General features: G+C 64.1%; 27 protein-coding genes. 17 read left to right on the top strand and 10 right to left on the bottom strand.

Going from position 1 to position 26,858, the window contains the following annotated elements; translation table 11 throughout:
- Positions 1-5: 5 nt before the first annotated feature.
- Together ACQCS0_RS14985 and ACQCS0_RS14980 are read left to right on the top strand one after the other, a co-directional pair.
- Positions 6-1,712, top strand: a complete 1,707-nt coding sequence (locus tag ACQCS0_RS14985) for an AarF/UbiB family protein (RefSeq protein WP_354153390.1) — start codon at positions 6-8, stop codon at positions 1,710-1,712.
- Between the two features lie 55 nt (positions 1,713-1,767).
- Positions 1,768-3,363, top strand: coding sequence for an ABC-F family ATP-binding cassette domain-containing protein (locus ACQCS0_RS14980; RefSeq protein ID WP_354153391.1), 1,596 nt, complete (start codon positions 1,768-1,770; stop codon positions 3,361-3,363).
- Positions 3,364-3,398: 35 nt separating this feature from the next.
- Here the strand turns inward: ACQCS0_RS14980 and corA are convergent, their stop codons facing one another.
- The 3 genes from corA to ACQCS0_RS14965 are packed head-to-tail and all read right to left on the bottom strand — an operon-like array spanning position 3,399 to position 5,277.
- Positions 3,399-4,394, bottom strand: a complete 996-nt coding sequence (gene corA / locus ACQCS0_RS14975) for a magnesium/cobalt transporter CorA (RefSeq protein WP_354153392.1) — start codon at positions 4,392-4,394, stop codon at positions 3,399-3,401.
- Position 4,395: 1 nt separating this feature from the next.
- Entirely contained in the window at positions 4,396-4,731 is a 336-nt protein-coding gene (locus tag ACQCS0_RS14970; protein WP_354153393.1) for a DUF1761 domain-containing protein, read from the bottom strand.
- Between the two features lie 48 nt (positions 4,732-4,779).
- Positions 4,780-5,277: an Lrp/AsnC family transcriptional regulator gene (locus ACQCS0_RS14965; protein WP_282328744.1), complete on the bottom strand. Its 498-nt coding sequence runs from the start codon at positions 5,275-5,277 to the stop codon at positions 4,780-4,782.
- Between the two features lie 168 nt (positions 5,278-5,445).
- Between ACQCS0_RS14965 and ACQCS0_RS14960 the strand changes: the two genes are divergently transcribed.
- Complete coding sequence (locus ACQCS0_RS14960) at positions 5,446-6,687, top strand: MFS transporter (protein WP_354153394.1); 1,242 nt, start codon at positions 5,446-5,448, stop codon at positions 6,685-6,687.
- Here the strand turns inward: ACQCS0_RS14960 and ACQCS0_RS14955 are convergent.
- Both ACQCS0_RS14955 and ACQCS0_RS14950 read right to left on the bottom strand, forming a co-directional pair.
- The gene (locus ACQCS0_RS14955) at positions 6,684-7,187 is read right to left on the bottom strand and encodes an Lrp/AsnC family transcriptional regulator (RefSeq protein WP_056344094.1); all 504 of its coding nucleotides are present in this window, start codon (positions 7,185-7,187) and stop codon (positions 6,684-6,686) included. The genes ACQCS0_RS14960 and ACQCS0_RS14955 overlap by 4 nt on opposite strands.
- A 105-nt stretch (positions 7,188-7,292) precedes the next feature.
- A complete protein-coding gene (locus tag ACQCS0_RS14950; protein ID WP_354153395.1) occupies positions 7,293-8,594 on the bottom strand; it encodes an MFS transporter in 1,302 nt (433 codons plus the stop codon).
- A gap of 92 nt (positions 8,595-8,686) precedes the next feature.
- Here ACQCS0_RS14950 and ACQCS0_RS14945 point away from each other — a divergent pair, with 92 nt between their 5' ends.
- Together ACQCS0_RS14945 and ACQCS0_RS14940 are read left to right on the top strand one after the other, a co-directional pair.
- Positions 8,687-9,673 carry a LysR substrate-binding domain-containing protein gene (locus tag ACQCS0_RS14945; protein ID WP_354153396.1) on the top strand — a complete coding sequence of 329 codons (987 nt, stop codon included), beginning with the start codon at positions 8,687-8,689 and terminating at the stop codon, positions 9,671-9,673.
- Positions 9,674-9,794: 121 nt separating this feature from the next.
- Positions 9,795-10,736, top strand: coding sequence for a BadF/BadG/BcrA/BcrD ATPase family protein (locus ACQCS0_RS14940; protein WP_354153778.1), 942 nt, complete (start codon positions 9,795-9,797; stop codon positions 10,734-10,736).
- Here ACQCS0_RS14940 and ACQCS0_RS14935 read toward each other — a convergent pair.
- Positions 10,722-11,750 carry a pirin family protein gene (locus ACQCS0_RS14935; RefSeq protein WP_354153397.1) on the bottom strand — a complete coding sequence of 343 codons (1,029 nt, stop codon included), beginning with the start codon at positions 11,748-11,750 and terminating at the stop codon, positions 10,722-10,724. The two genes, ACQCS0_RS14940 and ACQCS0_RS14935, sit on opposite strands and share 15 nt — an antisense overlap.
- A 230-nt stretch (positions 11,751-11,980) precedes the next feature.
- On the opposite strand from ACQCS0_RS14935, the gene ACQCS0_RS14930 reads away from it, so the two are divergent.
- The 6 genes from ACQCS0_RS14930 (at position 11,981) to ACQCS0_RS14905 (ending at position 17,745) form a co-directional block, all read left to right on the top strand.
- Entirely contained in the window at positions 11,981-13,081 is a 1,101-nt protein-coding gene (locus tag ACQCS0_RS14930; RefSeq protein WP_354153398.1) for an ATP-binding cassette domain-containing protein, read from the top strand.
- On the top strand, positions 13,081-13,791 hold the full coding sequence (locus ACQCS0_RS14925; protein ID WP_354153399.1) for an ABC transporter permease: 711 nt from the start codon (positions 13,081-13,083) through the stop codon (positions 13,789-13,791). Before ACQCS0_RS14930 ends, ACQCS0_RS14925 begins: the two co-directional genes overlap by 1 nt.
- Complete coding sequence (locus tag ACQCS0_RS14920) at positions 13,788-14,534, top strand: ABC transporter permease (protein WP_354153400.1); 747 nt, start codon at positions 13,788-13,790, stop codon at positions 14,532-14,534. Before ACQCS0_RS14925 ends, ACQCS0_RS14920 begins: the two co-directional genes overlap by 4 nt.
- Entirely contained in the window at positions 14,531-15,484 is a 954-nt protein-coding gene (locus ACQCS0_RS14915) for an ABC transporter substrate-binding protein (RefSeq protein WP_354153401.1), read from the top strand. Before ACQCS0_RS14920 ends, ACQCS0_RS14915 begins: the two co-directional genes overlap by 4 nt.
- A 136-nt stretch (positions 15,485-15,620) precedes the next feature.
- Entirely contained in the window at positions 15,621-16,841 is a 1,221-nt protein-coding gene (locus ACQCS0_RS14910) for a pyridoxal phosphate-dependent aminotransferase (RefSeq protein WP_354153402.1), read from the top strand.
- 49 nt (positions 16,842-16,890) lie between these two features.
- A complete protein-coding gene (locus ACQCS0_RS14905; protein WP_354153403.1) occupies positions 16,891-17,745 on the top strand; it encodes a polyphosphate kinase 2 family protein in 855 nt (284 codons plus the stop codon).
- Between the two features lie 58 nt (positions 17,746-17,803).
- Here ACQCS0_RS14905 and ACQCS0_RS14900 read toward each other — a convergent pair whose 3' ends face one another.
- On the bottom strand, positions 17,804-18,022 hold the full coding sequence (locus ACQCS0_RS14900; RefSeq protein WP_354153404.1) for an exodeoxyribonuclease VII small subunit: 219 nt from the start codon (positions 18,020-18,022) through the stop codon (positions 17,804-17,806).
- Entirely contained in the window at positions 18,003-19,328 is a 1,326-nt protein-coding gene (xseA, locus tag ACQCS0_RS14895) for an exodeoxyribonuclease VII large subunit (protein ID WP_354153405.1), read from the bottom strand. Before xseA ends, ACQCS0_RS14900 begins: the two co-directional genes overlap by 20 nt.
- 221 nt (positions 19,329-19,549) lie before the next feature.
- Between xseA and ACQCS0_RS14890 the strand changes: the two genes are divergently transcribed.
- The gene (locus ACQCS0_RS14890; RefSeq protein ID WP_354153406.1) at positions 19,550-20,401 is read left to right on the top strand and encodes a hypothetical protein; all 852 of its coding nucleotides are present in this window, start codon (positions 19,550-19,552) and stop codon (positions 20,399-20,401) included.
- Between the two features lie 9 nt (positions 20,402-20,410).
- Entirely contained in the window at positions 20,411-21,490 is a 1,080-nt protein-coding gene (locus ACQCS0_RS14885; RefSeq protein ID WP_354153407.1) for a 4-hydroxy-3-methylbut-2-enyl diphosphate reductase, read from the top strand.
- Between the two features lie 16 nt (positions 21,491-21,506).
- Here the strand turns inward: ACQCS0_RS14885 and ACQCS0_RS14880 are convergent, their stop codons facing one another.
- A complete protein-coding gene (locus ACQCS0_RS14880; RefSeq protein ID WP_354153408.1) occupies positions 21,507-22,715 on the bottom strand; it encodes a DNA recombination protein RmuC in 1,209 nt (402 codons plus the stop codon).
- A gap of 130 nt (positions 22,716-22,845) precedes the next feature.
- Here ACQCS0_RS14880 and ychF point away from each other — a divergent pair, with 130 nt between their 5' ends.
- The 4 genes from ychF (at position 22,846) to ACQCS0_RS14860 (ending at position 25,771) form a co-directional block, all read left to right on the top strand.
- Positions 22,846-23,931, top strand: a complete 1,086-nt coding sequence (gene ychF, locus ACQCS0_RS14875) for a redox-regulated ATPase YchF (protein ID WP_111908549.1) — start codon at positions 22,846-22,848, stop codon at positions 23,929-23,931.
- A gap of 236 nt (positions 23,932-24,167) precedes the next feature.
- Complete coding sequence (locus ACQCS0_RS14870) at positions 24,168-24,629, top strand: helix-turn-helix domain-containing protein (protein ID WP_354153409.1); 462 nt, start codon at positions 24,168-24,170, stop codon at positions 24,627-24,629.
- Positions 24,626-24,964 carry a HepT-like ribonuclease domain-containing protein gene (locus tag ACQCS0_RS14865; RefSeq protein WP_354153410.1) on the top strand — a complete coding sequence of 113 codons (339 nt, stop codon included), beginning with the start codon at positions 24,626-24,628 and terminating at the stop codon, positions 24,962-24,964. Before ACQCS0_RS14870 ends, ACQCS0_RS14865 begins: the two co-directional genes overlap by 4 nt.
- Positions 24,965-25,252: 288 nt before the next feature.
- Positions 25,253-25,771: a DUF1877 family protein gene (locus ACQCS0_RS14860; protein WP_354153411.1), complete on the top strand. Its 519-nt coding sequence runs from the start codon at positions 25,253-25,255 to the stop codon at positions 25,769-25,771.
- Positions 25,772-25,813: 42 nt separating this feature from the next.
- Here ACQCS0_RS14860 and ACQCS0_RS14855 read toward each other — a convergent pair whose 3' ends face one another.
- Positions 25,814-26,854, bottom strand: coding sequence for an LLM class flavin-dependent oxidoreductase (locus ACQCS0_RS14855; protein WP_354153412.1), 1,041 nt, complete (start codon positions 26,852-26,854; stop codon positions 25,814-25,816).
- Positions 26,855-26,858 lie beyond the last annotated feature (4 nt).

The following is a 26,858-nucleotide window of genomic DNA, read 5'->3' as shown; positions in this document are numbered from 1 at the left end:
GCCTAGTGACCTCAGTTCGCCGGAACCGGGAAAATCCGATACCCGGCACTGGGGATACCCGAGCCCGTTACCGTCGCATCTTGGGCTTCGCCGCGTGGCATCTTGCGGTGACCTGGTGGTTTGAGCTGTTCCTACCTCGAATCGGGCTAGTCAGGATTGCTGAACGCACCCGAACGCGAAGGATGCGTCGCTTCGCGCAGCGCTTCCATGTGCTCGCGATGGAGCTTGGCGGTCTAATGATCAAAGTGGGTCAGTTCCTGTCGTCGAGGCTCGATGTGCTCCCTCCGGAAATCACCGCTGAACTGGAAGGGCTTCAGGACGAGGTACCGCCCGCTACGTTCCCTGCAATCCGTGGCCTTGCCGAGGCAGAACTGGGTGCGCCGCTGAATGCCGTGTTCGCCTCAGTCGAGGAGGTGCCCATCGCCGCCGCATCCCTCGGGCAGGCGCACGGGGCGCGGCTTCTTCCTGGAAATGCCGCAGACACCGGGCTCGACAATGTGGTGTTGAAGGTGCAGCGGCCTGGCATCCACACGATTGTCGACGTCGATCTGGCCGCCCTGCGCAAAGTGGGAGGCTGGCTCAGCCATGTGCGCTTCGTGTCCAACCGTGCCAACGTGCCTGCGCTGGTCGAGGAGTTCGCGAAGACCAGCCTCGAGGAGATCGACTATTTGAACGAGGCGGCGAACGCAGAACGCTTTGCCGCTGATTTCGCCGACGATGTGAGGGTCACTGTGCCCGGCGTCGTTTGGGAGCGGACCACCCGCCGCGTGCTCACCCTCGAAGATGTCACGGCGATCAAGATCACGGACGCGGAGGCGCTTTTTGCGGCGGGTATCGACCCGGCACAGGTTGCCCCGGTATTCGCGTCGGTCATGTTCGACCAGTTGTTCACGAATGGCTTCTTCCATGCCGATCCGCACCCGGGCAATATCTTTGTCACTCCGATCAAAGATTCATGGGAAGAGCATCCATGGAAGCTGACGTTCATCGACTTCGGCATGATGGGCGAGGTTCAACCCAAGACGCGCAGCGGCCTGCGGAAGCTGCTGATCGCGGCAGCCTCGCGTGACGGGAAGGGTTTGGTGGCGGCGATCAGCGACGTCGGTGTGCTGGTGCCGTCGGCTGACACCGCCGGGCTTGAGCGGGCCATGACGCACCTCTTCGCCCGGTTCGGCGGGATGGGTTTTTCCGAGCTTCGCGAGGTGGACCCGCGGGAGTTCCGTGATTTTGGGCTGGAGTTCGGCGACGTCGTCCGCTCGCTGCCGTTCCAACTGCCGGAGAACTTCCTGCTCATCATCCGTGCGATGTCCCTGACCTCGGGTGTTTGCAGTTCGCTGGACGCAAAGTTCAATCTGTGGGATTCGGTGGAGCCATATGCAGCGCAGCTGCTGCGAGACGAGCGCAGCAATATCGTTCAGGATTTGGCCGCTCAGGCGCTGGATGCCGCAGGGGTGGCCTTGCGTCTCCCGAAACGCCTGGATGGGCTTCTCACCCGAGTCGAGGACGATTCACTGAAGGTGGCCAACCCGCGCCTCGAAAGGCAGCTGGCACGGCTTAGCCGCACGGCACAGCGAGCAGTATCGGTGCTGATATTCGGCGCACTGCTGATCGCGGGTTCAGTGGTCCGGGCGGACGACACAGTGCTCGGCAACGTGCTGATGATCGGGTCGGTGCTTCCGTTGCTCCATGGGCTTTGGGTGGGGCGACTCTAACGTAAACTTGTCCATCGGGGATCAGAAGTTACTAGCACTGGATTGGACACCATCAATGAGTTTGATCCGGCTGAACGACGTCAACGTGAGCTTTGACAAAACCCAGGTTCTCCGCGAAACCTTTTTCAAGCTTGAAGCCGGGGACAGGGTTGGCCTGATCGGCAAGAACGGCTCGGGCAAGTCCACTATCCTGAAGCTGATCCAGGGCCAGGTGGCTCCCGATTCCGGGACCGTCGCCGTCGAGCTCGGAACCAAGGCCGCCTACTTCTCCCAGTTCTCCGAGCTGAACGGCGAATTCACTATTGCGGAGGTCCTGGACGGGCTCTTCGCCCACGTGAAAGAGATCGAAGTCGAGCTGGCCGGCATCGATGCGGCCATCGCCGCCGATTCCTCGGACGCAGCACGGCTGGATGAACTCATCCACCGCCAGTCTGAACTCTTTGAGGCGATGGACCGGCTGGATGGCTGGGACTATCAGCGCAGCATCGATAAAGTACTCACCACCCTCGGCTTCAGCGACCACCACCGCACCTGCGCCATCGACGAACTCTCCGGCGGCTGGCGGAACCGGGCCGCACTGGCAAAGATCCTGTTGGAAGCCCCGGACGTCCTCCTGCTTGATGAACCCACCAACTACCTTGACGTGGCCGGCGTCGAATGGCTCGAAGGCTGGTTCCGGACTTTCAAGGGCGCTGCGATCATCGTCTCGCACGACCGCAAGTTCCTGGACTCCGTGGTCACCCGGATTATCGAGGTGGAGAACTTCCACCTCCACGAATACCCGGGCAACTTCGCCGAATACGTGGTGGCCAAGCAGTTCAAGCTCAAGAGCCTGGAGAGCCAGTTTGTCCACGAGTCCGAGCTGCTGGCCTTCGAAGCCGAAGGCATCTCGGACCGGCGGGAAGCCGCCAAGGCGGCAGGCAAGGGACTCGCAAACCAGTTGGCCAGGATCAAGAAGTCCCGTGCGCCCCGGCCCGTGGACCAGATCATCACGGAGATTTACGGCGGTCTGTACGTCAAGGATGTCCTGTGCCGGGTGGAATCCCTGAGCAAGGCCTACGGTGGCAGGACGTTGTTCAGCGGCCTCACTTTCGAGATCGGGCGCGGTAACCGGATCGCCGTCATCGGGTCCAACGGCAGCGGCAAGACCACGCTGCTCCGGGCGCTCACCGGCGAAGAGCCAGCCGATTCAGGCAGCGTGGCCTGGGCCAAGGGCGCCGGGATGGTCTCCTACAACCAGGTGCTGGAAGAACTCGACGACGACGACACCGTCAGCCACGCGGTCAACGCGATGCCTGACAGCCTGGCCCTGACGGCGACGAAGAAGTCGGTGAACAGGTTTCTTGCTATGTTCCAGTTCTCGGAAGCTGATCTCAAGCAAAAGATTGGCAACCTCTCAGGCGGCCAACGCGCCCGAGTGGCTATGGCCCAGTGCCTGCTCTCGGGTGCTTCGGTCCTGCTGCTGGATGAGCCCACCAACCACCTGGACCTCTCCAGCACCCAGGTCATGGAGCGTGCCCTGCTGCATTTCCCAGGTGCGGTGGTGGTGGTCAGCCACGACCGTTTCTTTACGGAGAAAATTGCCAACCGGCGTCTGGTTTTCAGCGCTGCAGACTCAGGCCACGGGAGCGTGGAACTCCACGTCGCCTGAGGCTCGGCGAGCCCCGGGGCTCGCAGCCTCCGGCCCTACAGCCAGCCTTTCCTTTTGAAAATGGTGTACATCAGGGCGGCGGTGCCGGCCATCAGCGCGATGGCCATAGGGTAGCCCAGAGCCCAGTGAAGTTCCGGCATGTGGTCGAAGTTCATGCCGTAGACGCCGGCCACGAAGGAAGGTGCGAAGAAGATCGCCGCCCACGAGGAGATCTTCTTGACCTGTTCGTTCTGTTCCGCGCTGGCCTCGTTCTGCCGGTTGGCGGTCAGCGTTCCGTCCAGCGTGAGGGCGTTCTGCAACAGGTCGCGAAATGAATCCGCGCGGGAGATGACCCGCTCCACGTGGTCCTCGACGTCCCGCAGGCTGTGCTGCAGTTCAGAGTCCACGCCGTACTTTTCAAAGCCACGCTTGAGCTGCTGCATCATGTCCGGCAGGGGATGGATGGCGCGCTGGAACTGGATGACTTCGCGGGCCAGTTCATAGATGCGGCGGGAGACGGTGGTGTCCCCGCTGAAGAGCTGGTCCTCGATCTCGTCTATGTCGTTTTCCAGCCCGGCCACCACCGGTGCGTAGTCGTCCACCACAAGGTCCAGCAGGGCGTAGAGAACGGCTTCCGGGCCGTGCCGGAGCAGGTCGGGGCGGCCTTCAAGGCGCCGCCTGACCCGGGCAACGCCGGCCATTTCGGCATGGCGGATGGTGACCACGAAATTCCGGCCGGTGAAGATGTGCAGTTCGCCGAACTCCACGGTCTCGGTGGCGTCCAGGTACCGCGCCGGGCGCAGCACGGTAAAAAGATTGTCCTCGTAGCGTTCAAGCTTGGGCCGCTGGTGCGCCGAAATGGCGTCCTCCACCGCCAGGGCGTGCAGCCCGAATTCTGTGGCCACAGCCGTCATTTCCGCCGCCGTGGGCCGGTACAGCCCGATCCAGGCCATGCCTCCGTGCTCGGAGAGGGTTTCGAAGGTCTGTTCCAGGCTCTGCGGCTCTGCGCTGCGGACGCCGTCCACGTAGACGGCATTGTCGATGATGGTCACGTCAGGGCATGGTCCCGATGACATGCCCGCCAGCGCGGAACACCAGCGCTAGCACCAGGGCGAACCCGCCGCCCGCCGCTGCGCTATCCAGGCCCAGCGTGCTGGTCAGGACCGCCAGCAGGGTGGCAGTCACGGCGGCCGCAACCATCATGGGAACCCAGATCCCTGCGCCGCCGCCAATGTTCTTCAGGTCCTCTTCAGTCTTTCCGATGGCGGCCATCCACCGCTTGCCCAGCACTGCCGGCATGTACCAGATGAAGCCGATCGCCATGCTCGAGACGAAGGCCAGTGCCACGGCGAGCCAGTTGATCTGTGAAATATGTGAAAGCCAATCCATGCTCGAATCCTAACTGCCATCAGGCGAGCCGCCGCCGCGCCCGGACAATTACTTGGGCCGTGTTGGGGTGCCGGGCACGGCCTGTGCGAGGCGGCTGATGAGGGGTTCGGTCCGGTACGGAATGTGCGTGTGGAGAGCCAGTACAGTCTCGGTCCGGATGACGCCCTTGATGCGGAGGATCTGGCGGAGGGCGGACTGCAGATTGTGCGTATCGGTGGCCACCACCCGGCACCACACGTCACCTCGCCCCGAGATCTCATGGACCTCCAGGACCTGGGGGAGCAGCCGGAGGGCGCCCACAACTCCGTCCAGTTCCCGGTGCGTCACTTCGATCGTGACGAAGGCGACGACGTCGTACCCCACCGACTCAAGGTCGATCTCGCGGCCGCCGTCGTGGAGCACCCCGGCGCGGAGCAGGCGCCGGACACGCGACTGCGCTGTGTTGCGCGCAATCCCCAGCGCCTCGGCCAACTCGCCGATCTGGATGCGGGGATCGCGGATGAGTTCCACGAGGATCTTCAGATCCGTGGGATCAAGGGTAGGCAAAGCGTCACTTTCAGTTATTGGAGGAACCAAGAATTGCGTACTTTGCTCAATTATTCCACGAACTAACGCCCAATCAGTCAGCCCTGGAGCATTCTGTAGGTATCAATTCCCATCCGGGGCGGCTTCCCACAAGGACCTCCCGCCCCGGTCGACGCCAAGGCAGCAGCAATGACAGTCTTTAATGAACTCCGTATGCGTCCGGCCACAGCCGGGCGTCAGGGCTGGGATGCATCCACCACGGCACGGCTGGTGATGGCAGGTGCCGTCATCTTCACCTTGCTGGTCGGAGCAAACCTGGCCACGCCCCTGTATCCGCTGCTCCAGGCAAACCTTGGCCTCTCGGCACTTGGGGTCACGGCGGCCTTTGCCAGCTATGTCCTGGCGCTGGTGGCCACATTGATGCTGGCCGGCCACTGGTCGGACCACATCGGCCGGCGGGCGGCGCTCATCCTGGCTGTACTGGCCGGGCTGGCGGGCAGTTGGGTCTTCTCACAGGCCGGAAACCTGGTGGCGCTTTCGGCCGGACGGGCCCTTCAGGGCGTGGCCGTTGCCCTGGCCACCGGTGCCAGTGCCGCCGCGCTGCGGGAATTGCTCCCGTCCCGGCCGGAATGGGCCACACGCTTCACCCTGTTGGCTACGGCGGGTGGAGTGGCGGCCGGTCCCGTCATCGGCGGCCTGTTGTCGCTGCTGCCGGGGCCCACCACCGCCCCGTACTACGTTCACTCGCTGGTCCTGGCGGCAATGCTGGTGCCGCTCTACCTGCTTCAGGCCCGGCCGGCCATCAAGCCTCCGGCTGGCCCGCGCCCCGTCATGGTCCTGGCGCCCCGCCGGCCCGCGGTATCCACTGAAGCGCGGGGCGCGTTCTGGCTCGCGGCCGCCGTCGGATTCCTCAGCTTCTCCGTCTTTGGATTTTGCCTGTCGCTGGCACCGGCCTATTTCGCCCCGATCATTCAGACCGATTCACGGCCGTTGATCGGCGCCCTGGCCGGGATGACGCTCGCGGCCTCGGCGCTGAGCCAGGTACTGTCCGTGCGGGGACGCTTTGTGGTGCCCGCGGGGCTGGCAGTCTTGGGAGCCTCGGTGCTGCTCCTGGCCGCAGCGGCCGCCTGGAGCAGTCCGCTGCTGCTGGCCGCCGCCAGCGTCTGCGCGGGGCTGGGCCAGGGGGTCGCCTTCCGCACGGTCTTCAATGATGTGGCCGCCAAGGTGGAATCGTCACAGCACGCCCAGGTCATCAGCACCGTTTATGTCATCACGTACCTGGGCAGCGCCGTGCCGGTCATTGGACTGGGCTGGGCTACAGCGGTGTTCGGGCTGCCGACGGCGGTCACGGGCTTCGTAGTGCTATGCAGCGCCGCCGCACTGGCGCTGTCCGCGGTCACGTTTCGGAAAGCGCTGCCGCACGGAGGCTAATCCGGCAGGGGACCATGGTTTCCCTGGATGTGCTCAAAGACGAGGGTGGTCTCGGTGTGGCCCACCACAGGATCGGTGGCCAGGTTGTCGAGGACCCAGTCCCGCAGGTCCTCGGTGCTGGCAACGGCGATGTGCAGCAGGTAGTCCACGGAGCCTGACGTGTGGAAGGTGGAGAGGACTGCGGGCAGGTGCGGAACGCGGGCCGTGAAGCGGTCGATCTGGTCCCTGTCGTGGGCCCGCAACCGGACGGCCACGAGCGCTTGGACGGACCTGCCGATGGCCGAGAGGCTGAGCTTCGCCTCAAATCCCTGGACAATGCCACGTTCGGATAATGCGCGGGTCCGCATGAGCGCGGTGGACGGTGCAATGCCCACGAGTTCTGCCAACTGCTTGTTGGAGATCCGTGCATCGTCCACCAAGGCGGCCAGAAGCCGTTCATCGATGGCATCCAGCGGCTCAAAGTGGCTGGCCGGCCGGATGCTTTTTGGGTTGCTGCTCATGGAATCTCCTTGAATGTCCGTCAGTTCATCCTAGACGCCGGATTCCTGTTGATCACCCCGGAACGCAACCATCCCTGCCGAACAATCGCCAGACACACTTGCCATTTAATGGCGGATAGTTCTACGGCCGCGCGGCTTCCGCCCGCCCTTGTGTGGCGGCCGTGCGGTTTCGTCGTTCCCCCGGGGATGTACGACGGCGACTGTCACCGCCGTGATGCACGCCAGGACCATGATCGCCACGGCAAGCGCCGTCCAGCCCAGGGACTGGAACACCAGTCCGCCCGCCCAGCCGATGAAGCTCGAGCCCAGGTAATAGGCCAGATTGTAGAGCGACGACGCCTGGGCACGGCCGGTGGTGGCGATGCTTCCGGTCCAGCCTGCACCGATGCTGTGGGCAGCGAAGAAGCCGCCGGTGAAGATCACCAGGCCGGCAAGGATCAGGGCGAGCACCGGCATCAGCGTCAGTGCCAGCCCAACCACCATCAGGGTGATGCCCGCAAGCAGCACATTTCTGCGGCCAAACCTCGCTGTCAGCCCGCCGGCCCAGCGCGACGAAATCGTTCCCGAAAGGTAGGCCAGGAAGATCAGGCTGATGAAGGTGGCCGGCAGCGTGTAAGGCTCAGCGGACAGGCGGAAGCCAAGGTAGTTGTAGACGGCTACAAACCCGCCCATCATGAGGAAGGCCTGGATGTAGAGCGCCAGAAGCCGGGGATTGCGCACATGTCCGCCGAGCCTCGCCATGGCACCCCGGACCCCGGAGGCTTTGGCGGCTGTGAATCCCTTGGCCTGCGGTACCAGAACGAGGAAGAGTGCCGCGGCCACTGTTGCCAGCAGGGAAACGGCCAAAGCGGCTGTGCGCCAGCCCCAGAGCTCACCTGCCGGCCCTGCCACCAGCCGGCCGGCCAGTCCGCCCAGCGTGGTGCCGGCAACATAGCTGCCTGCGGCCATGGCCGCATGGGCCCTGTTCACTTCCTCGTTCAGGTAGGCGATGGCGATGGCCGGGATCCCGCCCAGCGCCATTCCTTCAAACAGCCGCAAAGCAAGCAGCGCGCCGAACGTGGGGGCGAGGGGTACCAGCAGGCCCAGGACGGTGGCGGCGGAGATGCCCCAGGCCATGGCCTTGACCCGGCCGATCCTGTCCGCGAGGAAGGACCAGGGAATGACGGTGATGGCCAGGCCCACAGTGGCCAGCGATATAGTCAACGCCGCCTCTGCCGCGGTCACTTTCAGGTCTGCGGCCAGGAGCGGCAGTACTGCCTGGGTGGAGTAGAGCTGGGCGAATGTGGCCACGCCCGCGAAGGCCAGGCCGGCCAAGATCTTGTTGTAGGCAGCGGAGCCTTTGGGATGTCCCGCCCAGCCGCCCTGCGGTGGAGCGAATGGTCCCGGGGCCGCGGTATTTTGTGGCATAGCCCAAGGGTAGGCTTCCGCAATGTATGCTTCCAATGCATCTTTAAGACGCAATTCATGTCAATAGTGGAACGTTTGGAGAGGTGGGGCCAATGCACGCCGACCACAAGCAGTTGGTGAAGCTCCTGCCGCTGCTGCCTATCCTGGCTGAGCTGGGCCGGACCCAGCACGTCACGGAAACGGCCGAGTTCCTTGGAGTACCCCAGTCCACGGTGAGCCGGGCACTGTCCCGGGCCAGCGCCGTCGTCGGAACCGAACTGCTGATCCGTGACGGACGGGGCATCCGCCTCACGGCGGCCGCCCGGACGCTGCTCCCATACATCGAGTCGGCCCTGACCGAATTCCAGGCCGGGCTGGACCTGGTCCGGCACGAGTCGGACGTGGTGCGGGGAAAAGTGGCGCTCTCCTTTCAGCACACGTTCGGCGAGGCCACCCTGCCGTTGCTCATCAGCGCCTTCCGCAGCCGCCATCCGGAGGCCGGCTTCATCCTCCGACAGGGGGCGCGGGACGCCTGCCTCGCGGAACTCGCCTCGGGCCAGGTGGATCTGTCACTGACAGCACCGGTTCCGTCCGCAAGCAGCATCATCTCCTCGGAGTCGCTCTACCGTGAGCCCCTTCGCCTGGTGGTTCACCACGGCCATCCGCTGGCCGGCCGGGGCAGCGTCAGTGTGCAGGACATCCGCCGGGACCCTTTCGTGGCGCTGGAGCCGGGGTACGGCATGCGGTCATTGACCGATGCGCTGTTCCGCGAGGCAGGATTCCGGCCGCGGATCGCGTTCGAAAGCCAGGACTCCCACACAGTCCGTGGTCTGGTCGCCGCGGGCCTTGGTGTCAGCATCCTCCCGCCCGGCGGCAATGCGCCGGGGCGCCATGTCAGCCCGGAAACGGGCAATCTGGGCTGGGTCGAGCTTGCCTTGGAGTCCGGCCTGGCCTACCGCGAGATCGGGTTGGGCTGGCGGCGCCGGAAGCCCGGTCCCGATGCCGAGCCCTATCCTGTCCGCTTCTTCCGGGAGATGGTCCTGCAGGAGGGGCCCCACCTGCTGGCGGGCCTGGTGGCCGCCCGCTCAGGGACGGGATAAGCGCGGGATGTTGAGGCACAACGTGTTGAGACACGACGGCGGCCCGCGGCCCGGCCGCGATTCGCCGGCAGCATTTCAGTAGGCTGGGTGCGTGACTGACAGCGAGCACCCCCAGACCGCATTGCCCGGAAACCACCAGGCGGGCGGCGCCGCGTCCGCCCCGGGTCCCCTCGCGGGGGTCATCATCGGCCTGGACATCGGCGGTACAAAGACCCGCGGCGTCAGGTTTGAGGACGGAGTAGCCGTCGCCGACGAGTCCGCCGGCAGTTCCAACGTCCAGAACGTCAGCCGCAAACAGGCGGCACTGAACCTCGCGGATCTCTTCTCCCGGATCGGCGGCGGCCAGGTGGCCCACGTGTATGCGGGGGCCGGGGGCATTGATACCGACGACGACGCCGCCGCCCTGGCCGCGCTGATAGAACCCCATGTTCCGGGAGCCAAAGTCACGGTGGTCCACGATTCGCGGCTGCTGCTGGCCGCGGGCGGAGCCAGCACCGGTGTTGCCGTGATCGCAGGAACCGGCTCCGCAGCCTGGGGACGGAACGCCGCCGGCGACGAGGCCCGGGCCGGCGGCTGGGGCTACCTGCTTGGTGACGAAGGCAGCGGCTACTGGCTGGGCCGTGAGGCGGTCCGGCACAGCCTGCGCCGGATGAACCAGGGACTCCCGGCGGACCAGCTGACCGAGGCTCTGCTTGCCTCGTGCGGAGTGGACCACCCCAACCGGCTGATTGCGCTCTTTCATTCCCCGGATACCGGCCGCCGGTTCTGGGCCCAGCAGGCACGCCTGGTGGTGGACGCGGCAGCGGCTGGCCACCCGGCGTGCCTGGAGCTGCTGGACCAGGCCGGCAAAGACCTTGCCGGCCTGGCTGCCCAGGCATTGCAGAAGCTTGGCATCGACGGACCGGTTATTCTCGGCAGCGGACTGGGCATGAACGTGGTCCCGCTGCAGGACTCTTTCCGGAGCCATCTGGCTGCCGTCGGCGTCACCGATGTCCGTGTCCTGGACCAGGATCCCGTGTTTGGCGTCCTGAAGCTGGTCTCGGAAGGGTCAGGGGCCCACTGACCGCTTCCGTGGTGTCAGCCTGACGGCCGGCATGATGGGGGCGGGGATGCGTCCGGTTTCGGCGCCTGCGTCCGGGCCGTGCCCCTCAACCAGCCCGTAGCGTGCCCCACGCGCGGCATCGTCGGCCAGTGCCGCCTGCGCTTCCCAGTCCTGACGCGCCTGCTCCACTTCGTCGTGCGTGCGGCCCACGAAGTTCCACCACATCAGCAGCTCCTCTTGAAACGGCTCCCCGCCGATCAGGAGGAACCGGGTTCCGGGCAGGGCCTGGAACTCCAGTGACGGGCGTCCCGCGCCCAGGTAGCCCAGCGGACCGGGCGGGACCTCCTGTCCGTCCAGCGTCAGCCCGCCGTCGAGCACCAGCACGGCATGCTCAAAATGTGCGTTCAGTGGCAGTACGGCCGGCCCCGCGCAGGAGATGTCTGCTCCGACGATGGGGGAGTACATCGTGGCCGGTGACACCGCCCCGGCGAATTCGCCCACCATCACAGTCGCAGTGAAACCCGGCCCCGTCACCGAGGGCAGTTCCCGGTGCTGCTCGAACGCGGGTTCGCGGTGGCGTTCAGCCTCCGGCAACGCTACCCAGAGCTGCAGGCCGCGCTGCACGGGCAACTGCGCGGCGGCGTCGGGATCCAGCCGGACGGCGAACTCCGAGTGGGACACCCCGTGCCCGGCGGTCATGATGTTCAGCTCACCCGGACGGACCACAACATCGCTGCCCACGCTGTCCCGGTGCCGGATGTTCCCGGCAAGTGGCCAGGTGACCGTCTGCAGCCCGGTGTGCGGGTGCGGGAGAACGGCCAGGGCGGTGCGGTCCGGGCCGAAACTGTCCAGGAAACACCAGGCGCCGATGGTGGGTAAACCCCGCTGCGGCAGCGTGCGCCGGACGGTCATGGCCCGCACGCCACCCAGCGGAACCTCCCGTTCGGGCCAGATCTGGAGGCAGGGTTCGGACGTCCCTTCAGGGCCGGCGGGCGGACAAAGTTCCTGTTGGGGAGCTACTTCCAAGTTGGTCACGGTCCAACTCTAGGCGCGGGCAGGGCCGGGCGTAAGCGCATCCCGGCACGGGGTGATCGGGGGGACCCATCCACGCGGGGTTGTGCAACGAATGATTACAGTAGGGATTCTCTTGCCCGGATTGCCCGCAGATCCAGTTACGCTGATCACGGATTGCGTTACCGTAAATATCAGTGAACTTATGACCCAACACTGTCCGATGCCGTCCAACAGAACAGGTAAGTCCGGGAATGGACCCAGCCATGATTGAGTTCCAGAGCGTCACCAAGCAGTATCAGGGCGGGCAGCCTGCTGTGGACCAGCTCACCATGTCCATCGACAAGGGCTCAATCACCGTATTTGTGGGGCCATCCGGCTGCGGCAAGACCACGTCGCTGCGGATGATCAACCGCATGGTGGAACCGACGTCCGGTGCGATCACCGTGGACGGGCGGGACGTGACCTCGGTGCCTGCCGCGGAACTGAGACGGTCCATGGGCTACGTCATGCAGTCTTCCGGGCTGATGCCGCACCGTTCGGTGCTGGACAACATCGCCACCGTGCCCCGGCTCAACGGCGTTACCAAGGCTGAAGCCCGCAAACGCGCAACGGACCTGCTCGACGTCGTCGGGCTGGCTTCCGCGCTCGGGAAGCGTTACCCGTCCCAGCTCTCCGGCGGCCAGCAGCAGCGAGTCGGTGTAGCCCGGGCGCTCGCAGCCGATCCACCCGTCCTGCTGATGGACGAACCGTTCAGCGCCGTTGACCCCGTGGTGCGTGACGAATTACAGCAGGAACTCCTGAGGCTGCAGAAGGACCTCGCAAAAACCATCGTTTTCGTCACGCACGATATCGACGAGGCAACCATTCTTGGCGACAAGGTGGCCGTTTTCGCTGTCGGCGGCCGGCTGGCCCAGTACGCCACCCCTGAGGAAATCCTTCGGGCACCGGCGAATGATTTTGTGGCTTCCTTTGTGGGGCGGGACCGTGGCTTCCGCCATTTGGGGTTCACCACGTCCGACGCCGTCACCATCCACCCGGTGCCCACGCTTGTGATGAGTGCCGGCCAGTTTGCCGGCGATCCCGCCGCGGTGACCGACTGGCAGCTCGTGGTGGATCCGGACCTGCGCCCCCTGGGCTGGGCAAAGCCGGGGACGGACTCTGAGCTCATCCCCGGCGGGTCACTCTTCCGCCCAGGTGAGACCCTGCGGAGGGCACTGGACTCGGCCCTATCGTCCCCGTCCGGCCAAGGTGTGGCGGTGGATGGCGACGGCAAGGTCCTGGGAACCGTGAAGGCTCAGGAAGTCCTCGGCGTGATTGAAGAGGCCCGCCAGGTCCGGCAGGCGGCGCTCTGATGGATTGGTTCCTGGCAAACGGTGGCATGGTCATGGGATTGGCCGGCCAGCACCTGGTCTTGGCCCTCATTCCGATGGTGCTGGGGCTGGTTATTTCCATTCCGTTGGCGCAGTTGGCGCGGACCCACCCGGCACTTCGGTCGGTGGTAGTCACGGCAAGTTCATTGTTGTACACCGTCCCCTCGCTGGCGCTGTTCATCATCCTGCCCTCGATTCTCGGAACCCGGATCCTGGACCCGCTCAACGTCATTGTTGCCCTGACCATCTATGCGGTGGCGCTGCTGGTCCGGGCCGCCCTGGATGCTTTTGACTCCGTAGGGGAGGATCTCCGGCAGGCTGCTATGGCCATGGGGTACACGCCGTGGCCCCGCTTTGTCCAGATTGACCTGCCGCTCTCTCTGCCGGTGATGTTCGCGGGACTGCGGGTGGTTTCCGTCAGCAACATCTCTTTGGTGAGCGTCGCGGCACTCCTGGGCGTGGGGAACCTGGGCATGCTGTTTACGGATGGACTGCAACGGAACTTCGTCACGGAAGTGGTGGTGGGAATCATTGCCATCCTCGTCCTCGCACTGCTGATGGATGCCGTGCTGGTCGTCCTGGAAAGGCTGCTGACGCCGTGGACCCGCGCCGCTAAGACCTCTGGCCCGCCGGCGACTTCGGCCGCCGGCTATCTGGCCGATGCCAACGTCCACGCCGGGGCCTCACCATGAGCAATATTTTTGTGGACACCCTCGCCTGGATTGCTGATCCCCTGCACTGGACCGGCAGTTCCGGCATCCCCGTCCGGCTCTTGGAGCACCTCCAGTACAGCGGGCTTGTCTTTCTGATTGCCACGGCCATCGCCGTTCCGGCCGGGCTCTACATCGGACACACGGGCCGTGGGCGCGTGGTGGCAGTAGCGGTGGCAGGTGCGCTGCGGGCGCTGCCTACCCTGGGCCTGTTGGTCCTTTTCGCGCTCCTGGCCGGGAGCAGCCTGATGCCGCCGGTGTGGGCGCTGGTCATCCTGACCGTGCCGCCGCTCCTTGCCGGAACGTACGCCGGCATTTCGAGTGTGGACAGGACCATGGTGGATGCTGCCCGGGCCATGGGGATGACCGAGCTGCAGATCCTGTTCCGGGTTGAGCTGCCCAACGGGCTGCTGGTTATGTTCGGCGGCGTCCGAACGGCAGTTCTGCAGGTCATCGCGACGGTTTCCGTGGTTGCGTACCTCCCCTTGGGCGGCTTGGGCCGCTATCTTTTTGATGGCTTGGCGCTGCAGGACTTCCCGCGGATGCTTGCCGGGTCCTTGTTGATTGCAGGGCTGGCCATCATCGTTGACCTCATCCTTGCCGCGGCGCAAAGAGTCCTTCTTTCGCCTGGCCTCACATCCGATCTGCACGGTGGCCAGCAGGCCGCCGCTGATCTCCCAGCTGCCGCGCCTGCGTCAGCTGCCGTTCAAGGAGGTACCCCATGAAAGACAACATCAGGACAATCCTTACCCGCCGGGGACTGGCCGGCATGGCTGCTGGCGTCGGCCTTGCCGTTGCGCTGACAGCCTGCGGCGGGAGCGACCCGTTGGCAACCCCCAGCACCAGTGCCGGGAGCGCCGGCGGCGGATCATTGGTGGTCGGCTCTGCTGATTTCCCGGAGAGCCAGATTGTGGCAGAGATCTATGCCGGGGCACTGACTGCTGCAGGGGTCACGGCAACCACCAAGCCGAATATCGGTTCCCGCGAGATCTACTTCAAGGCCGTCCAGGACGGCTCCGTGGACCTGGTGCCCGACTACTCAGGCAACCTGCTGTCGTTCGTTAATACGTCGGCGTCGGAGGTCTCTGCCGACGACATCGTCAAAGCCCTGCCTGGAAAACTTCCCGACGGGCTGGCCATCCTGGAGGCATCCAAGGCAGAGGATAAAGACGCCATGGTGGTCACCAAGGCCACAGCCGAGAAGTACCAGCTCAAGTCCATCGAGGACCTGGCCAAGGTCTGCAAGGACCTCACTATCGGTGCGCCGGCGACGTTCGAGACCCGCCAATACGGCCTTCCGGGGCTTAAGGACAAGTACGGCTGTGAACTCAAGGCGCTCAAGCCGTTCAGTGACGGCGGCGGAAACCTGACCCTGCAGGCCCTCCTCACTGATGACGTCCAGGTAGCCGACATCTACACCACTACCCCGTCCATCGCGGACAACGACCTTGTGGTGCTGGAGGATCCGAAGAACAACTTCAAGGCCCAGCAGGTCCTGCCGCTCTACAACAAGGCAAAAATGACCGACAAGGCAAAGGATGCGCTCAATGCCGTATCGAAGATCCTGACCACTGAGGATCTGGTCAGCCTCAACCGTGCAGTCAGCGGCAGCCAGAAGCAGAATGCCAAAGACGCCGCCGCAACCTGGCTCAAGGACAAGGGCATCGTCAAGTAACACCTGACTCCACAACGCAAATCACGACGGCGGCTGCCGGACCCACACGGGCCGGCAGCCGCCGTCGTCTGCTCTCTGCGCTTCTGTGTCTGAGGTCTCAACGGGAAGTACATCCGTCATATGGCATATTTGATGGATGGCAGAATTCAAGCAGTCCACCAAGCTTCACAACGTCCTATACGACATCCGTGGACCGATCCTTCAGGCCGCCCAACAGATGGAGGCGGAGGGTCACCGGATCCTCAAACTGAACATCGGAAACCCCGCGCCGTTTGGATTTGAAGCCCCGGACGCCATCCTGGTGGACATGATCCGCCACCTGCCCCATGCCCAGGGCTACAGCGACTCCCGGGGCATCTTCTCGGCCCGGACCGCCGTCTCCCAGTACTACCAGACCCGCGGAATCCAGAACATCCATGTGGACGACATCTACCTGGGCAATGGCGTCAGCGAACTGATCACCATGTCCCTCATGGCGCTGCTCAACGACGGCGATGAAGTGCTGATCCCCACACCGGATTACCCGCTGTGGACAGCTTCCGTTGCCCTGGCGGGCGGGAAGCCCGTGCACTACCTCTGCGATGAGGAATCAGGCTGGCAGCCTGACATTGAGGATCTTGAAGCCAAGATCACGCCGCGCACTAAAGGCATTGTGGTGATCAACCCCAACAACCCCACGGGCGCGGTCTATCCAGAAGAGACGCTGAAGAAGATCGTGGCCCTGGCCGAAAGGCACGGACTGATCCTTTTCGCCGATGAAATCTACGAAAAGATCCTGTACGAGGACGCCGTGCACATCAACATGGCCGCGCTCACGGGCGACAACGTCCTGTGCCTCACCTTCAGTGGACTGTCCAAGGCCTACCGCGTCTGCGGTTACCGTGCCGGCTGGATGGCCATCTCGGGCCCGAAGAAGGATGCCTCGGACTACCTGGAAGGCATTAGCCTCCTGGCCAACATGCGCCTCTGCGCCAATGTGCCTGCCCAGCATGCCATCCAGACCGCACTCGGCGGCTACCAGAGCATCAACGACCTCATTCTGCCCGGCGGCAGGCTGCTGGAACAGCGGAACAAGGCCTACGACATGCTCAACGCCATCCCCGGTGTGAGCACGCAGCAGGCCCGTGGCGCCATGTACCTCTTCCCGAAACTCGATCCCGAGGTATTCCATATCCGCGACGACGAGAAGTTCGTTTTGGACCTGCTGCGCGAGCAGAAAATCCTGGTCTCCCACGGCCGGGCCTTCAACTGGGTCCGCCCCGACCACTTCCGGATGGTTACCCTCCCGCTGGTGAAGGACCTCGAGGAGGCCATCAACCGTATGGGGGACTTCCTGAGCAGGTACAAAGGGAACTAGCCTGTGGGGATGCGCCAGATGGCGCGGACACTGCGGACAAAGGACCCCAATGGCCGACTTGGTTGAGTTCAAGAAGCACCCCGTCGATACGCTGAGGGTGGGGAAAGGCTTCTCGCTGGCCGAGGCCGACCCTGACGCGACGCCCGGTTACAAGGGCAACAAAGCCGATGGCCAGACAATTCTGGCTGAATTGGACGGCGCGTTGGCCGAACTTCAGGAAAAGCTGTTCGCGGAGTCGCGCTTCGGCGGGAAAAAACGGCTTCTGCTGATCCTGCAAGCCATGGACACTGCGGGCAAGGGCGGAATCGTCAACCATGTGATGGCTTCAATGGATCCGCAGGGCGTCCAGTTCAAGGCTTTCAAGGCACCCACCGAGGAGGAGAAGTCCTATGACTTTCTCTGGCGGATCGAGAGGGAGGTTCCCGGAGCGGGCATGGTGGGCATCTTCGACCGCTCGCACTATGAGGACGTCCTGATCCACCGGGTCCATAACTGGGCTTCGCCTGACGAACTTAAGCGCCGCTACCGGGCCATCAATGAGTTCGAGGCGCGCCAGACTGATGCCGGAACAAAAATCATCAAGGTGATGCTCAATATCAGCAAGGATGAACAGAAGACCCGGCTCCTTGCCCGACTGGACAACCCCGCCAAGCACTGGAAATACAGCAGCAATGACCTCAAGGAACGGGCGTTCTGGGGCGACTACATGGGCGCCTACCAGGCTGCGTTCGACGAGACCAACACGGAAGCGGCACCCTGGCATGTGGTTCCGGCCAACAAAAAATGGTATGCCAGGATCGCCGTACAGCAGCTGGTGTTGGGTGCGCTGTCTGATATGAAGCTGGACTGGCCGAAAGCTGAGTTCGACGTCGCTATCGAACGGGAACTGGTCGATCGGTCCTGACTTGTTTGGGGCCGCTTGTTCCGAGGGCAGGACCCGCACTGGGTAGTCAGAGGGCTCGTCAGAGCGGCTGGTCGCGGGCGGCAGCGAGCCGCTTGCGGGCGCCTTCCAGCCACTCCTCGCAGCGCTTAGCCAGGTCTTCGCCGCGTTCCCACAGTGCCAGGGATTCCTCAAGGCTGGCGCCGCCCGCCTCAAGCCTCCCCACCACGTGTACCAGCTGTTCGCGGGCTTCCTCGTAGCTCAGTGCTTCGATTTCCGGGTCAGGCTTTGTCTCGGGCATGTGCTTCTCCTTGTTGTAGTTCCCCAGTGGATGTGGCGCCGAACAGGCCCTGGGCCACGCGTACGGACAACGCAGTTCCCGACGGCGCCTCCGAAGGGTCGCGGACCACAGCGTGGCCGGCGGCTTCAGCGGCGTGGGCCGGCCGTCCGTTGGCCAGTTCGACCACGGCGTAGCCGCGGTCCAGCGTCTTTTGCGGTGACAGCGCACGGACCTGTGCCTGCAGGTGAACCAGCTGGTCAGCCGCCCGGACCACTGTTGAGCTGACGGCGGCCGATGATCTCCTCAGGAGGCGTTCGATTTCCTCCGCGCGTCCGGTGACCATTGCTTCGGGCGTGGCCAGGACCGGCCGGGAATGGAGTGCGGACAACCGGTCCGACTCCCGGTCCACGAGCCTGCCGATGCTCCTGCGCAGGTGCTCGCGTGCCTGGCGCACACCGGCCAGTTCCTCGGCAACGTCAGGCACAATCCGCTTGGCGGCATCAGTGGGCGTGGACGCGCGGAGGTCCGCCACGTCGTCGAGGAGGGGGCGGTCCGCTTCATGTCCGATGGCGCTGACCACAGGGGTGGCCGTGGCCGCGACGGCACGGATCAGTTCCTCGCTGTTGAAAGGCAGCAGGTCCTCCAACGCTCCGCCGCCCCGGGCGATGACAATGACGTCAACGTCGGGGCGGCCGTCCAACTCCTGCAGGGCTCGGATGATCTGCGAGACCGCGGTGTTGCCCTGGACTGCCACCTCCCGGATCTCGAATTCGACGGCGGGCCAGCGCAGTGCGGCGTTCTGGACCACGTCCTTTTTGGCGTCGGAGTCCCGTCCGGTAATCAGGCCGATGCGGTGGGGGAGCAGCGGCAATGGTTTCTTCCGTGAATCGGCAAACAGCCCCTCGGCTGACAGGGCATGCCGCAACCGTTCGATCCGCGCCAGCAGATCGCCAAGCCCGACAGGCCTGATGTCCCTTACCTGCATGTTGAGCCGCCCGGTCTTCAGCCAGAACTCCGGCTTGAGCAAGGCCACCACGCGGGAGCCACGCTCCAGGGGCATGTTCTGCCGGTCCAGGACCTTCGTCCAGACCGACGCCGGCAGGGAAACTTCCGCGTCCACATCCCGGAGGGTGAGGTACGCGTTGCCGCCCCGGCGGTTCATCTCTATGACCTGACCCTCCACCCACGCCGAGGGTGTGCGGTCGATATGGGCCTTGAGTTTCTGGGACAGCAGTTGCAGCGGCCAGGGATTGTCCGGGCTGGTCTCAGCGGCTGTGGCAGGCACCGTAGTGGCAGCAGTGCCTGGCCGGGCGGCCGGGTCAGACATGTCCGCCGCCCCGGGAAGCTGTGGGTGGCGGCATTGCGGTCCTTTGTTCGGGAGGTGGCGGTTCGTGTTTGAATGGCGGCGGTCAGTCAACTGGCTGCTGTCAGCGGGCTGGCGGATGCCATTCAACCTTATCCATAAGCTGTAGCACCCTAGACTGACATTCTTTGTCCAGACACCAGCCCTATGATGGCTGTGCTGCCGCCAACCCGTGAGGACCCGTTTTGCGCACCTTCGTTTCAGCCATCGCCGTCGTCCTGGGCGTTTTGCTGTCCGCATTGGCCGTTCCCGCCATCTGGCTTGACCGCAACGTGGTTCAGGAGGATGGCTTTGTGGCGCTGGCCGGTCCGCTGGGGAAGGACGCAGAATTTCAGCAGCGGCTGGCCAGCGCCGCTGTTGGCACCATTGACACTGGGACCATCCCGGACGCTCTGGCAGGTCTGGTGAGGCCAGTGCTTGAGGCGGCGGCCGGTTCCCTCACTGCGTTACCGGGCTACCAGGCGGCCTGGGAGGAGACACTGCGGAAGAGCCACCGGCTCAACCTAGCCGCACCGGCAGCAGCTCCTGCCAGCCCGGACTCCCCGTCGTCGCTCACTTTGGACTTGGCGCCACTGGTAGCGCTGGCGACGGAGGAACTCGCGCGCACCACGGGACTGCCGCTGACTGCGCCGGAGCAGACGCTAATCAACGTTGGAGAACCGGAGCAGCGCCAGCTGGTCGAGAGGGTGTCCGCCTACGCGCCGCTCGGTTACTCTTTGGCCATCGGGGCTGGTATCGCCTTTGCGCTTGCCCTGGTTTCCGCCCGCCGTCGCTGGTCAGTGCTTTTCGCGGTGGGACTTGCGGCGCTTGCGCTGGCCGGCCTGTGGACCGCCGGCTCGCAATTCGCCAGGGACGCTGTAGTGGGGACAGCGAGCGGCAACGGTCTTGCAGACATGTTCACGGATGCGTTTGTGGCGGCCGCTTCCAGCAGCTTCCAATCATGGGTCGGCGGTGCCGCGATAACCGGCGGTGTGCTGGTCGCGGCGGCCCTTGTGATCCGGATCGCCTCGCCGGGGCAGCGGCCCCCAACCCGGTAGCATGGAGAGATGACTTCCTCTGCTGTGTCCCTCTCGATGCCAACTGTCCCGCGCAGGCGGCGCTCGCCTGAGGAGGTAGCCGCGGCGGCTCCGGTGACCGGTCCCAAAAAGGTACTCCTGGCTGCGCCCCGCGGTTATTGCGCCGGTGTGGACAGGGCCGTGATCGCCGTCGAGAAGGCCTTGGAACACTACGGTCCGCCGGTGTATGTCCGGAAGCAGATCGTGCACAACGTCCACGTGGTGAGCTCGCTGGAGGCACAGGGCGCCTTCTTCGTCGACGAGACGGACGAGGTCCCGGAAGGCGCCCTGGTGATATTTTCCGCCCACGGGGTATCGCCGGCCGTCGTCCAGTCCGCCGAGGACCGCGGGCTGCGCACCATTGACGCCACCTGCCCGCTGGTGACGAAGGTTCATAAGGAAGCCGTGAGGTTCGCCAAGGACGACTTCGACATCCTGCTGATCGGCCACGACGGTCACGAAGAAGTGGAAGGGACCGCCGGCGAGGCCCCGGAGCACATCCAGATCATTAACGGTCCCCACGAAGTGGACAAGGTAACCGTCAGGGATCCCGAAAAGGTCATCTGGCTGTCCCAGACCACCCTCAGCGTGGACGAGACCATGGAAACCGTCCGCCTGCTGAAGGAGCGGTTCCCTACCCTGCAGGATCCGCCCAGCGACGATATCTGCTACGCCACCACTAACCGTCAGGTGGCCATCAAGAAGATCTCGCCCCAGGCCGACCTGGTCATTGTGGTGGGATCGGCTAACTCCTCCAACTCGGTCCGCCTGGTGGAAGTCGCCCTGGAGTATGGGGCCAAGGCCTCCTACCGGGTGGACTTCGCCAATGAAGTGGATGAAGCGTGGTTTGAAGGCGTGGCAACGGTCGGAGTCACGTCAGGGGCTTCAGTGCCGGAGATCCTGGTCACGGACGTCCTTCGCCTGCTGGCCGACTACGGCTACGGCTCCGTAGAAGAAGTTGTCACGGCCGAAGAGGACCTCCTTTTCTCGTTGCCCAAGGAACTCCGAGCAACTCTGAAGGAAGCCGGGGACGTCAGCCGGGCGCTCGGCGGACGCCGCTCCCGCGACTGACCAGTCTCCGGCAACGTCAGGCTGCGGCCTCGTCCTGCTGAAACTCCGGCGCCGCCAGCGTGCGCGGCGTAACCTCGAGCGCCGGCGGGGTGAGCAGCCCTGATTCATCCATGGCATTGAGTTTCCGTGCGGTGGGCAGGATCCGCGCTTCCAGGGTGCCGATCATGGCGTTGTACCGGTCCACTGAAGACTTGAGTGACGAACCTAGCTTGCCCACGTTGTCCCCGAGTGTTCCCATGCGTTCGTACAGCTGACGGGCGAGCTCGAAGAGTTCGCGTGCACTGTCCGTCAGCACATCCTGGCGCCACGTGAAGGCCACCGATTTGAGTACGGCGAGCAGCGTGCTTGGAGAGGCGAGCACCACATTCCTGGAGAGCGCGTGGTCCAACAGCGTCGCGTCGGCTGTCAGGGCGGCAGCCAGGATGGATTCCGCCGGCAGGAAGCAGATCACCAGCTCAGGGGAGTTCCCGGGGATGTCCCAATACTTCTTGTTACTCAGCGAGTCCACGTGGGCCCGCAGCGCCTTGGCATGGGCAGCCAGCAGGGATTGCTGGCTGCCGGGGTTCGCAGCTGTGCCCGAATCCTGACGCGCACCCAACTCCTGGGCTTCCAGATAGGAGGACAACGGCACCTTGGCGTCCACCACCAGCTGCTTCTGGCCCGGAAGCTGGACTACGAGGTCGGGGCGGACCGCTGAATCTGTTCCGGCGCTGTGGACCTGCTCCAGGAAATCCACGTGCTTGAGCATCCCTGACGCTTCAACCACACGGCGCAATTGAACTTCGCCCCACTGTCCACGCGCACTGTTGGAGCGCAGGGCGGACTCGAGGGCGTGCGTGGAGCGGATCAGCTGGGCATCAGAGAGCCTGGCCTCCTGCAGTTGCTGGGCCAGCTGGCCGTACTGTTCAAGGCGGTCGCGTTCCAGCAGGGCCACCTGCTGCTGCACGGCGGTCAGCTTTTCCGCCACCGGGGCCAGTGCGCGGAGGACGCTCCCGTCCTGGTTGCGGGACTCGCCGAGCTCCCGGTTCTGCAGGGAAAGGAGGCGGCTTTCCGCGTCTGCGGCGGCGAACTGGGCGCTGACCTCGGAAAGGCGCGACGAGACGGCGTCGAAGTCTTCCTCCAGGGCACGACTGTGCCGGCGCAGGAAAAAGTAGGCGGTGGCGGCGCCGGCGACGGCACCCACCAGCAGCATCAACAGGGCGAGAATCAGGGCTAAAGCATCCATATCCTCACTGTTGCATGACCCTGTGACAATTTACGGAAGCGACATATTCGGCCACCCGTTCCACCACGGTGTTGCAGCGCGGGGGACCGGCTGGGGCCCATGTCTCCGGCAACCGGTAGAATCAATGCTCGTGGCTCTTACTATTGGCATCGTCGGACTGCCCAACGTCGGCAAATCAACTCTTTTCAACGCACTGACCCGGAATCAGGTGCTGGCCGCGAACTATCCGTTCGCTACCATCGAACCCAATGTCGGCGTCGTGAACCTGCCGGATCCCCGGCTCCAGCAGCTGGCGGACATCTTCGGCTCGCAGCGGCTCCTTCCCGCCCCGGTGTCCTTCGTCGACATAGCCGGAATCGTGAAGGGCGCATCGGAGGGCGAAGGCCTGGGCAACAAGTTCCTTGCCAACATCCGTGAGGCCGAGGCTATCGTCCAGGTGGTCCGGGTGTTTGATGATCCCGACGTAATCCATGTGGACGGCAAGGTGGATCCCCGTTCGGATATGGAAACCATCAACACCGAGCTGATCCTGGCTGACCTCCAAACCATCGAAAATGCGATTCCCCGGATCGAAAAAGAAGTCAAGATCAAGAAGCGGGAAGCCGCTGAGCTGGCAGCCATCAAGGCCGCGCAGTCGGTCCTGGAACGCGGCGACACCATCTTCTCCTCGATCAAGAGCGACAAGCTGGAGATGGAGCACCTCAAGGAGCTCAGCCTCCTGACCGCCAAGCCGTTCATCTACGTCTTCAACGCCGACGAAGGCATCCTGGGCAGCCCGGAGAAGCAGGACGAGCTGCGGGCCCTGGTGGCCCCCGCGGACGCCATCTTCCTGGACGCGAAGCTCGAATCCGACCTCGTGGAGCTGGACGAGGAGGAGGCGCGCGAAATGCTGGAAATGAACGGCCAGGACGAGTCCGGCCTCGACCAGTTGGCGCGCGTCGGCTTCCACACCCTGGGGCTCCAGACCTACCTCACGGCCGGTCCGAAGGAAACACGCGCCTGGACCATCCACCAGGGCGACACCGCGCCGCAGGCCGCTGGCGTCATCCACAGCGACTTCCAGCGCGGCTTCATCAAGGCCGAAGTGGTGTCCTTCCATGACCTCATCGAGGCCGGGTCCATGGCTGAAGCGAAGTCCCGTGGCAAGGTCCGGATTGAAGGAAAAGAATACGTGATGGCTGACGGCGATGTAGTGGAATTTAGATTTAATGTCTAATTGATTCCGGGTAACTGTCTAAGCCAAGTGGACTTTCCGACGCTGCAAGCAATGGTGACGCGTGGAGCTCGGGGACGGGATGTAGATCAATCTCGTGGCGGGCGAGAGCCATGATGGGCCCGACCGAACGAGTGAGGTAGCCGGACCGCACTGCTTGTTCGTGACTCTCAGGGTGATGGCTGCGCTCAGGTGACCGGTTGCGTCCAAATCGGTCTAGCTGTCGCTAGAGTCATATCATGCGATATAATTCGACCATGGTGAATCCAGTTCGAGCGCTTCGAGAGGCCGCCGGCCTGAGCCAAGCAGAGCTTGCCCGACGATCCGGGATTGCTCAGCCGAATGTTGCCGCCTATGAGGCAGGGCGGCGCAGCGTCTCGGTCAAGATGCTCGAGCGCCTGCGGACGGCCGCGCGGCCACTGCCTCATGATGCGCTCGCTGCGCGCCGTGCCGAGCTTCTGAGCCTAGCGGGCCGGTATGGCTTCGACAATGTCCGTGTCTTCGGCTCGGCGGCTCGCGGCACAGACAGTTCCAGCAGCGATCTGGACATCTTGGTCACCCGATCGCCCGGCACCGGGTTGCTTACGGTCGCGGCGTTCGCTGCTGATGCGAGCGAGTTGCTCGGTGTCGAGGTCGATGTGGTGACCGACGGCGGTCTGCGTGCCGATCATGAGATCATGGCGACGGCTGTCGCGGTATGAACAAGCGGGATGATGCAGCTCTGACGGAGATCATCCGACTGTGTGGCGTCGGCGCGAATCTCGTGGCACGCGGCGACGAGTGGTACCTCGGGGACCCCGACAACGTTCCGGGCCTGGCGTCAGAGTCACTGATCATCAAGATTGGCGAGAATGTGGCTCGTCTGAGCGACGCCACGACCGACCGGCATCCCGAAGTGCCATGGACATTGATCAAGGGGATGCGGGACCGCCTGGCGCATCACTTCGAGGTAACTGACTACGGTGCGGTCTGGGACACGATGATCGTCGACCTGCCGGCGATCAGCAGATACATCCAGTCGCTCTCAGCAGAGTGAGACCGCGAGGCCAATCGGGGGAAAGATTGCTCGGCTACAGAACGTGGTGGAGTTCCGGTTTAACGTGTAGTCGAGTTCCGCTTCAACGTCTGACTCGGGGATTACGAAGGTTGATCTCGATTCGAACCCTTGTGGAGTGGATGCATCAGCACCCGGTGCTTTGGCAGTAAGGGATAGAGTCCATGCCAGCAGGAGGGCGCTGGCCCTTACTGCCAAGGAACCACAGGGTTATCCACATACCCGAATGTGGCGGTTACGTGCAGCCGGCTGTCCGGCGATGCTTGGCGAATGGGAATCAGATACTACGCGTACGCCTTCGACGACAACGTTACCGATCAAGCGCTTGCCGATCCTCTCAGCGTTCTCTCCGATGATCCGCTCGCCGATGCATGGGGATTCGAACACGGTGCCATGATCAGCACCCCGACGTTTGAGCAAGCGGTGCCTGAACGGGACATGCTGTACCTCGACAAAGTATGGCGGCAAGTGCAGTGCCTCACTGCACCAGCGGAACCAGACCGGATCGCCCGTCCTGCCTATCGGATGTTCGAGGGCGACGTGGCCATGAACGGCATAGGCTGGGAGGCTTGGGTGCGGACGTTGACCCCACCGGAGGTTTTGGCCGTCGCAAGGGACCTGGAAGATGTTTCCGACGAAGACGTGGAGTTGCGGCTGCGGGAATCGCATTGCTTCAGTCGGGACTTTGAAGGTGAGTTCGACTATGTCGTGAGCTACCTTCGGCAGGCGCGGACGTTTGCGGTGAACCTTGCTTCTGAGGGACGCGGCATGGTCTACATGATCGGATGATGCCCATCCGGTGTCATTGTTCAGCCGGCAGGCAGTCAACGTCTAACCTGCCCGGGACCATCCCAGGGCTGGACCCAACTTGGTGGCGATGTCGGTGAGGATCTGGATGTAGTCCTCGTGGCCGAAGCTGAAGGGCAGCGCGAACGCCACTTCGTCGACCTCTTGGAAGCCCGCGTGTGCGTACAGCTGTTCCGCAATCTGATCGCTGGTGCCGATGAGATCCTGGGCGAACAGCATTCGCTTCGGCCCCTGCGGCGCACGGGTGCGGGGAGTTCGTTCGTCGACGTAACGCTGGTACTTTTCCCGCTGTTTCGCCGAAGCCGAATCGGTCGGGATCACCACCAGTCCCTGCGAGACCCGGGCTTGTCCTCGCGCGTCGGACGATGTCGCGGCTGCTTCACGGTAGGCGCGGATCTGCGATTGCTGGATGTCGGCGAATGACGGTTCTTGGTCAGCCTCCGGGAACATCACACTGCTGGAGAGCAGGTTGAATCCGTTTGCGCCGGCCCAGATAGCCGATTTCCTGCTTGCCGCCCCATACCAAAGTCGTTGACGCAGCCCGGGAGAGTGGGGCTCGACGCGGTTGGAGAATTCCTCGACCACACCCTGCCTGCCGGAAAATTCCCGGACCGGTTCCCCTGCGATCAATCGGGCAAACCGATCCACGCGGGCGTAGCTGAAGTCCTCCAGCTCGGCTGAATCCGGATACAGCTCGTGCTTCACCGTGCCATAGTTCATAGGTTCGCCTACGCTCAGGCCCGGATTGATGCGTCCGCCCGCGAGCAGGTCCACGGTGGCCAGGTCCTCGGCCAGGCGCAATGGGTTTTCCCAGCCCATCGGGGTCACTGCGGTTCCAAGCTCAATCCGGGAGGTTCGCTGGCTGGCCGCGGCCATGATCGCAATGGGGGCAGAGATTCCGAACTGCAGATGGCGGTGGCGCAGCCAGGCGCTGTCGAACCCAAGCCGCTCGCCCAGTTCGATGACCTGCAACGTCGATTCGTGCCCCGCGCCCGGATCCGCCGGATCGAAGAGGCCAATAGTAAGGAATCCAAGCTTGCGTAACGGTCGTGAAGAGTGGGGCATGGGC

This window comes from Pseudarthrobacter sp. S6 (assembly GCF_050156575.1).
Lineage (GTDB): Bacteria > Actinomycetota > Actinomycetes > Actinomycetales > Micrococcaceae > Arthrobacter.
Note: the sequence above shows the minus strand (reverse complement) of the source record. Positions and strands in the feature narration are given on the sequence as shown.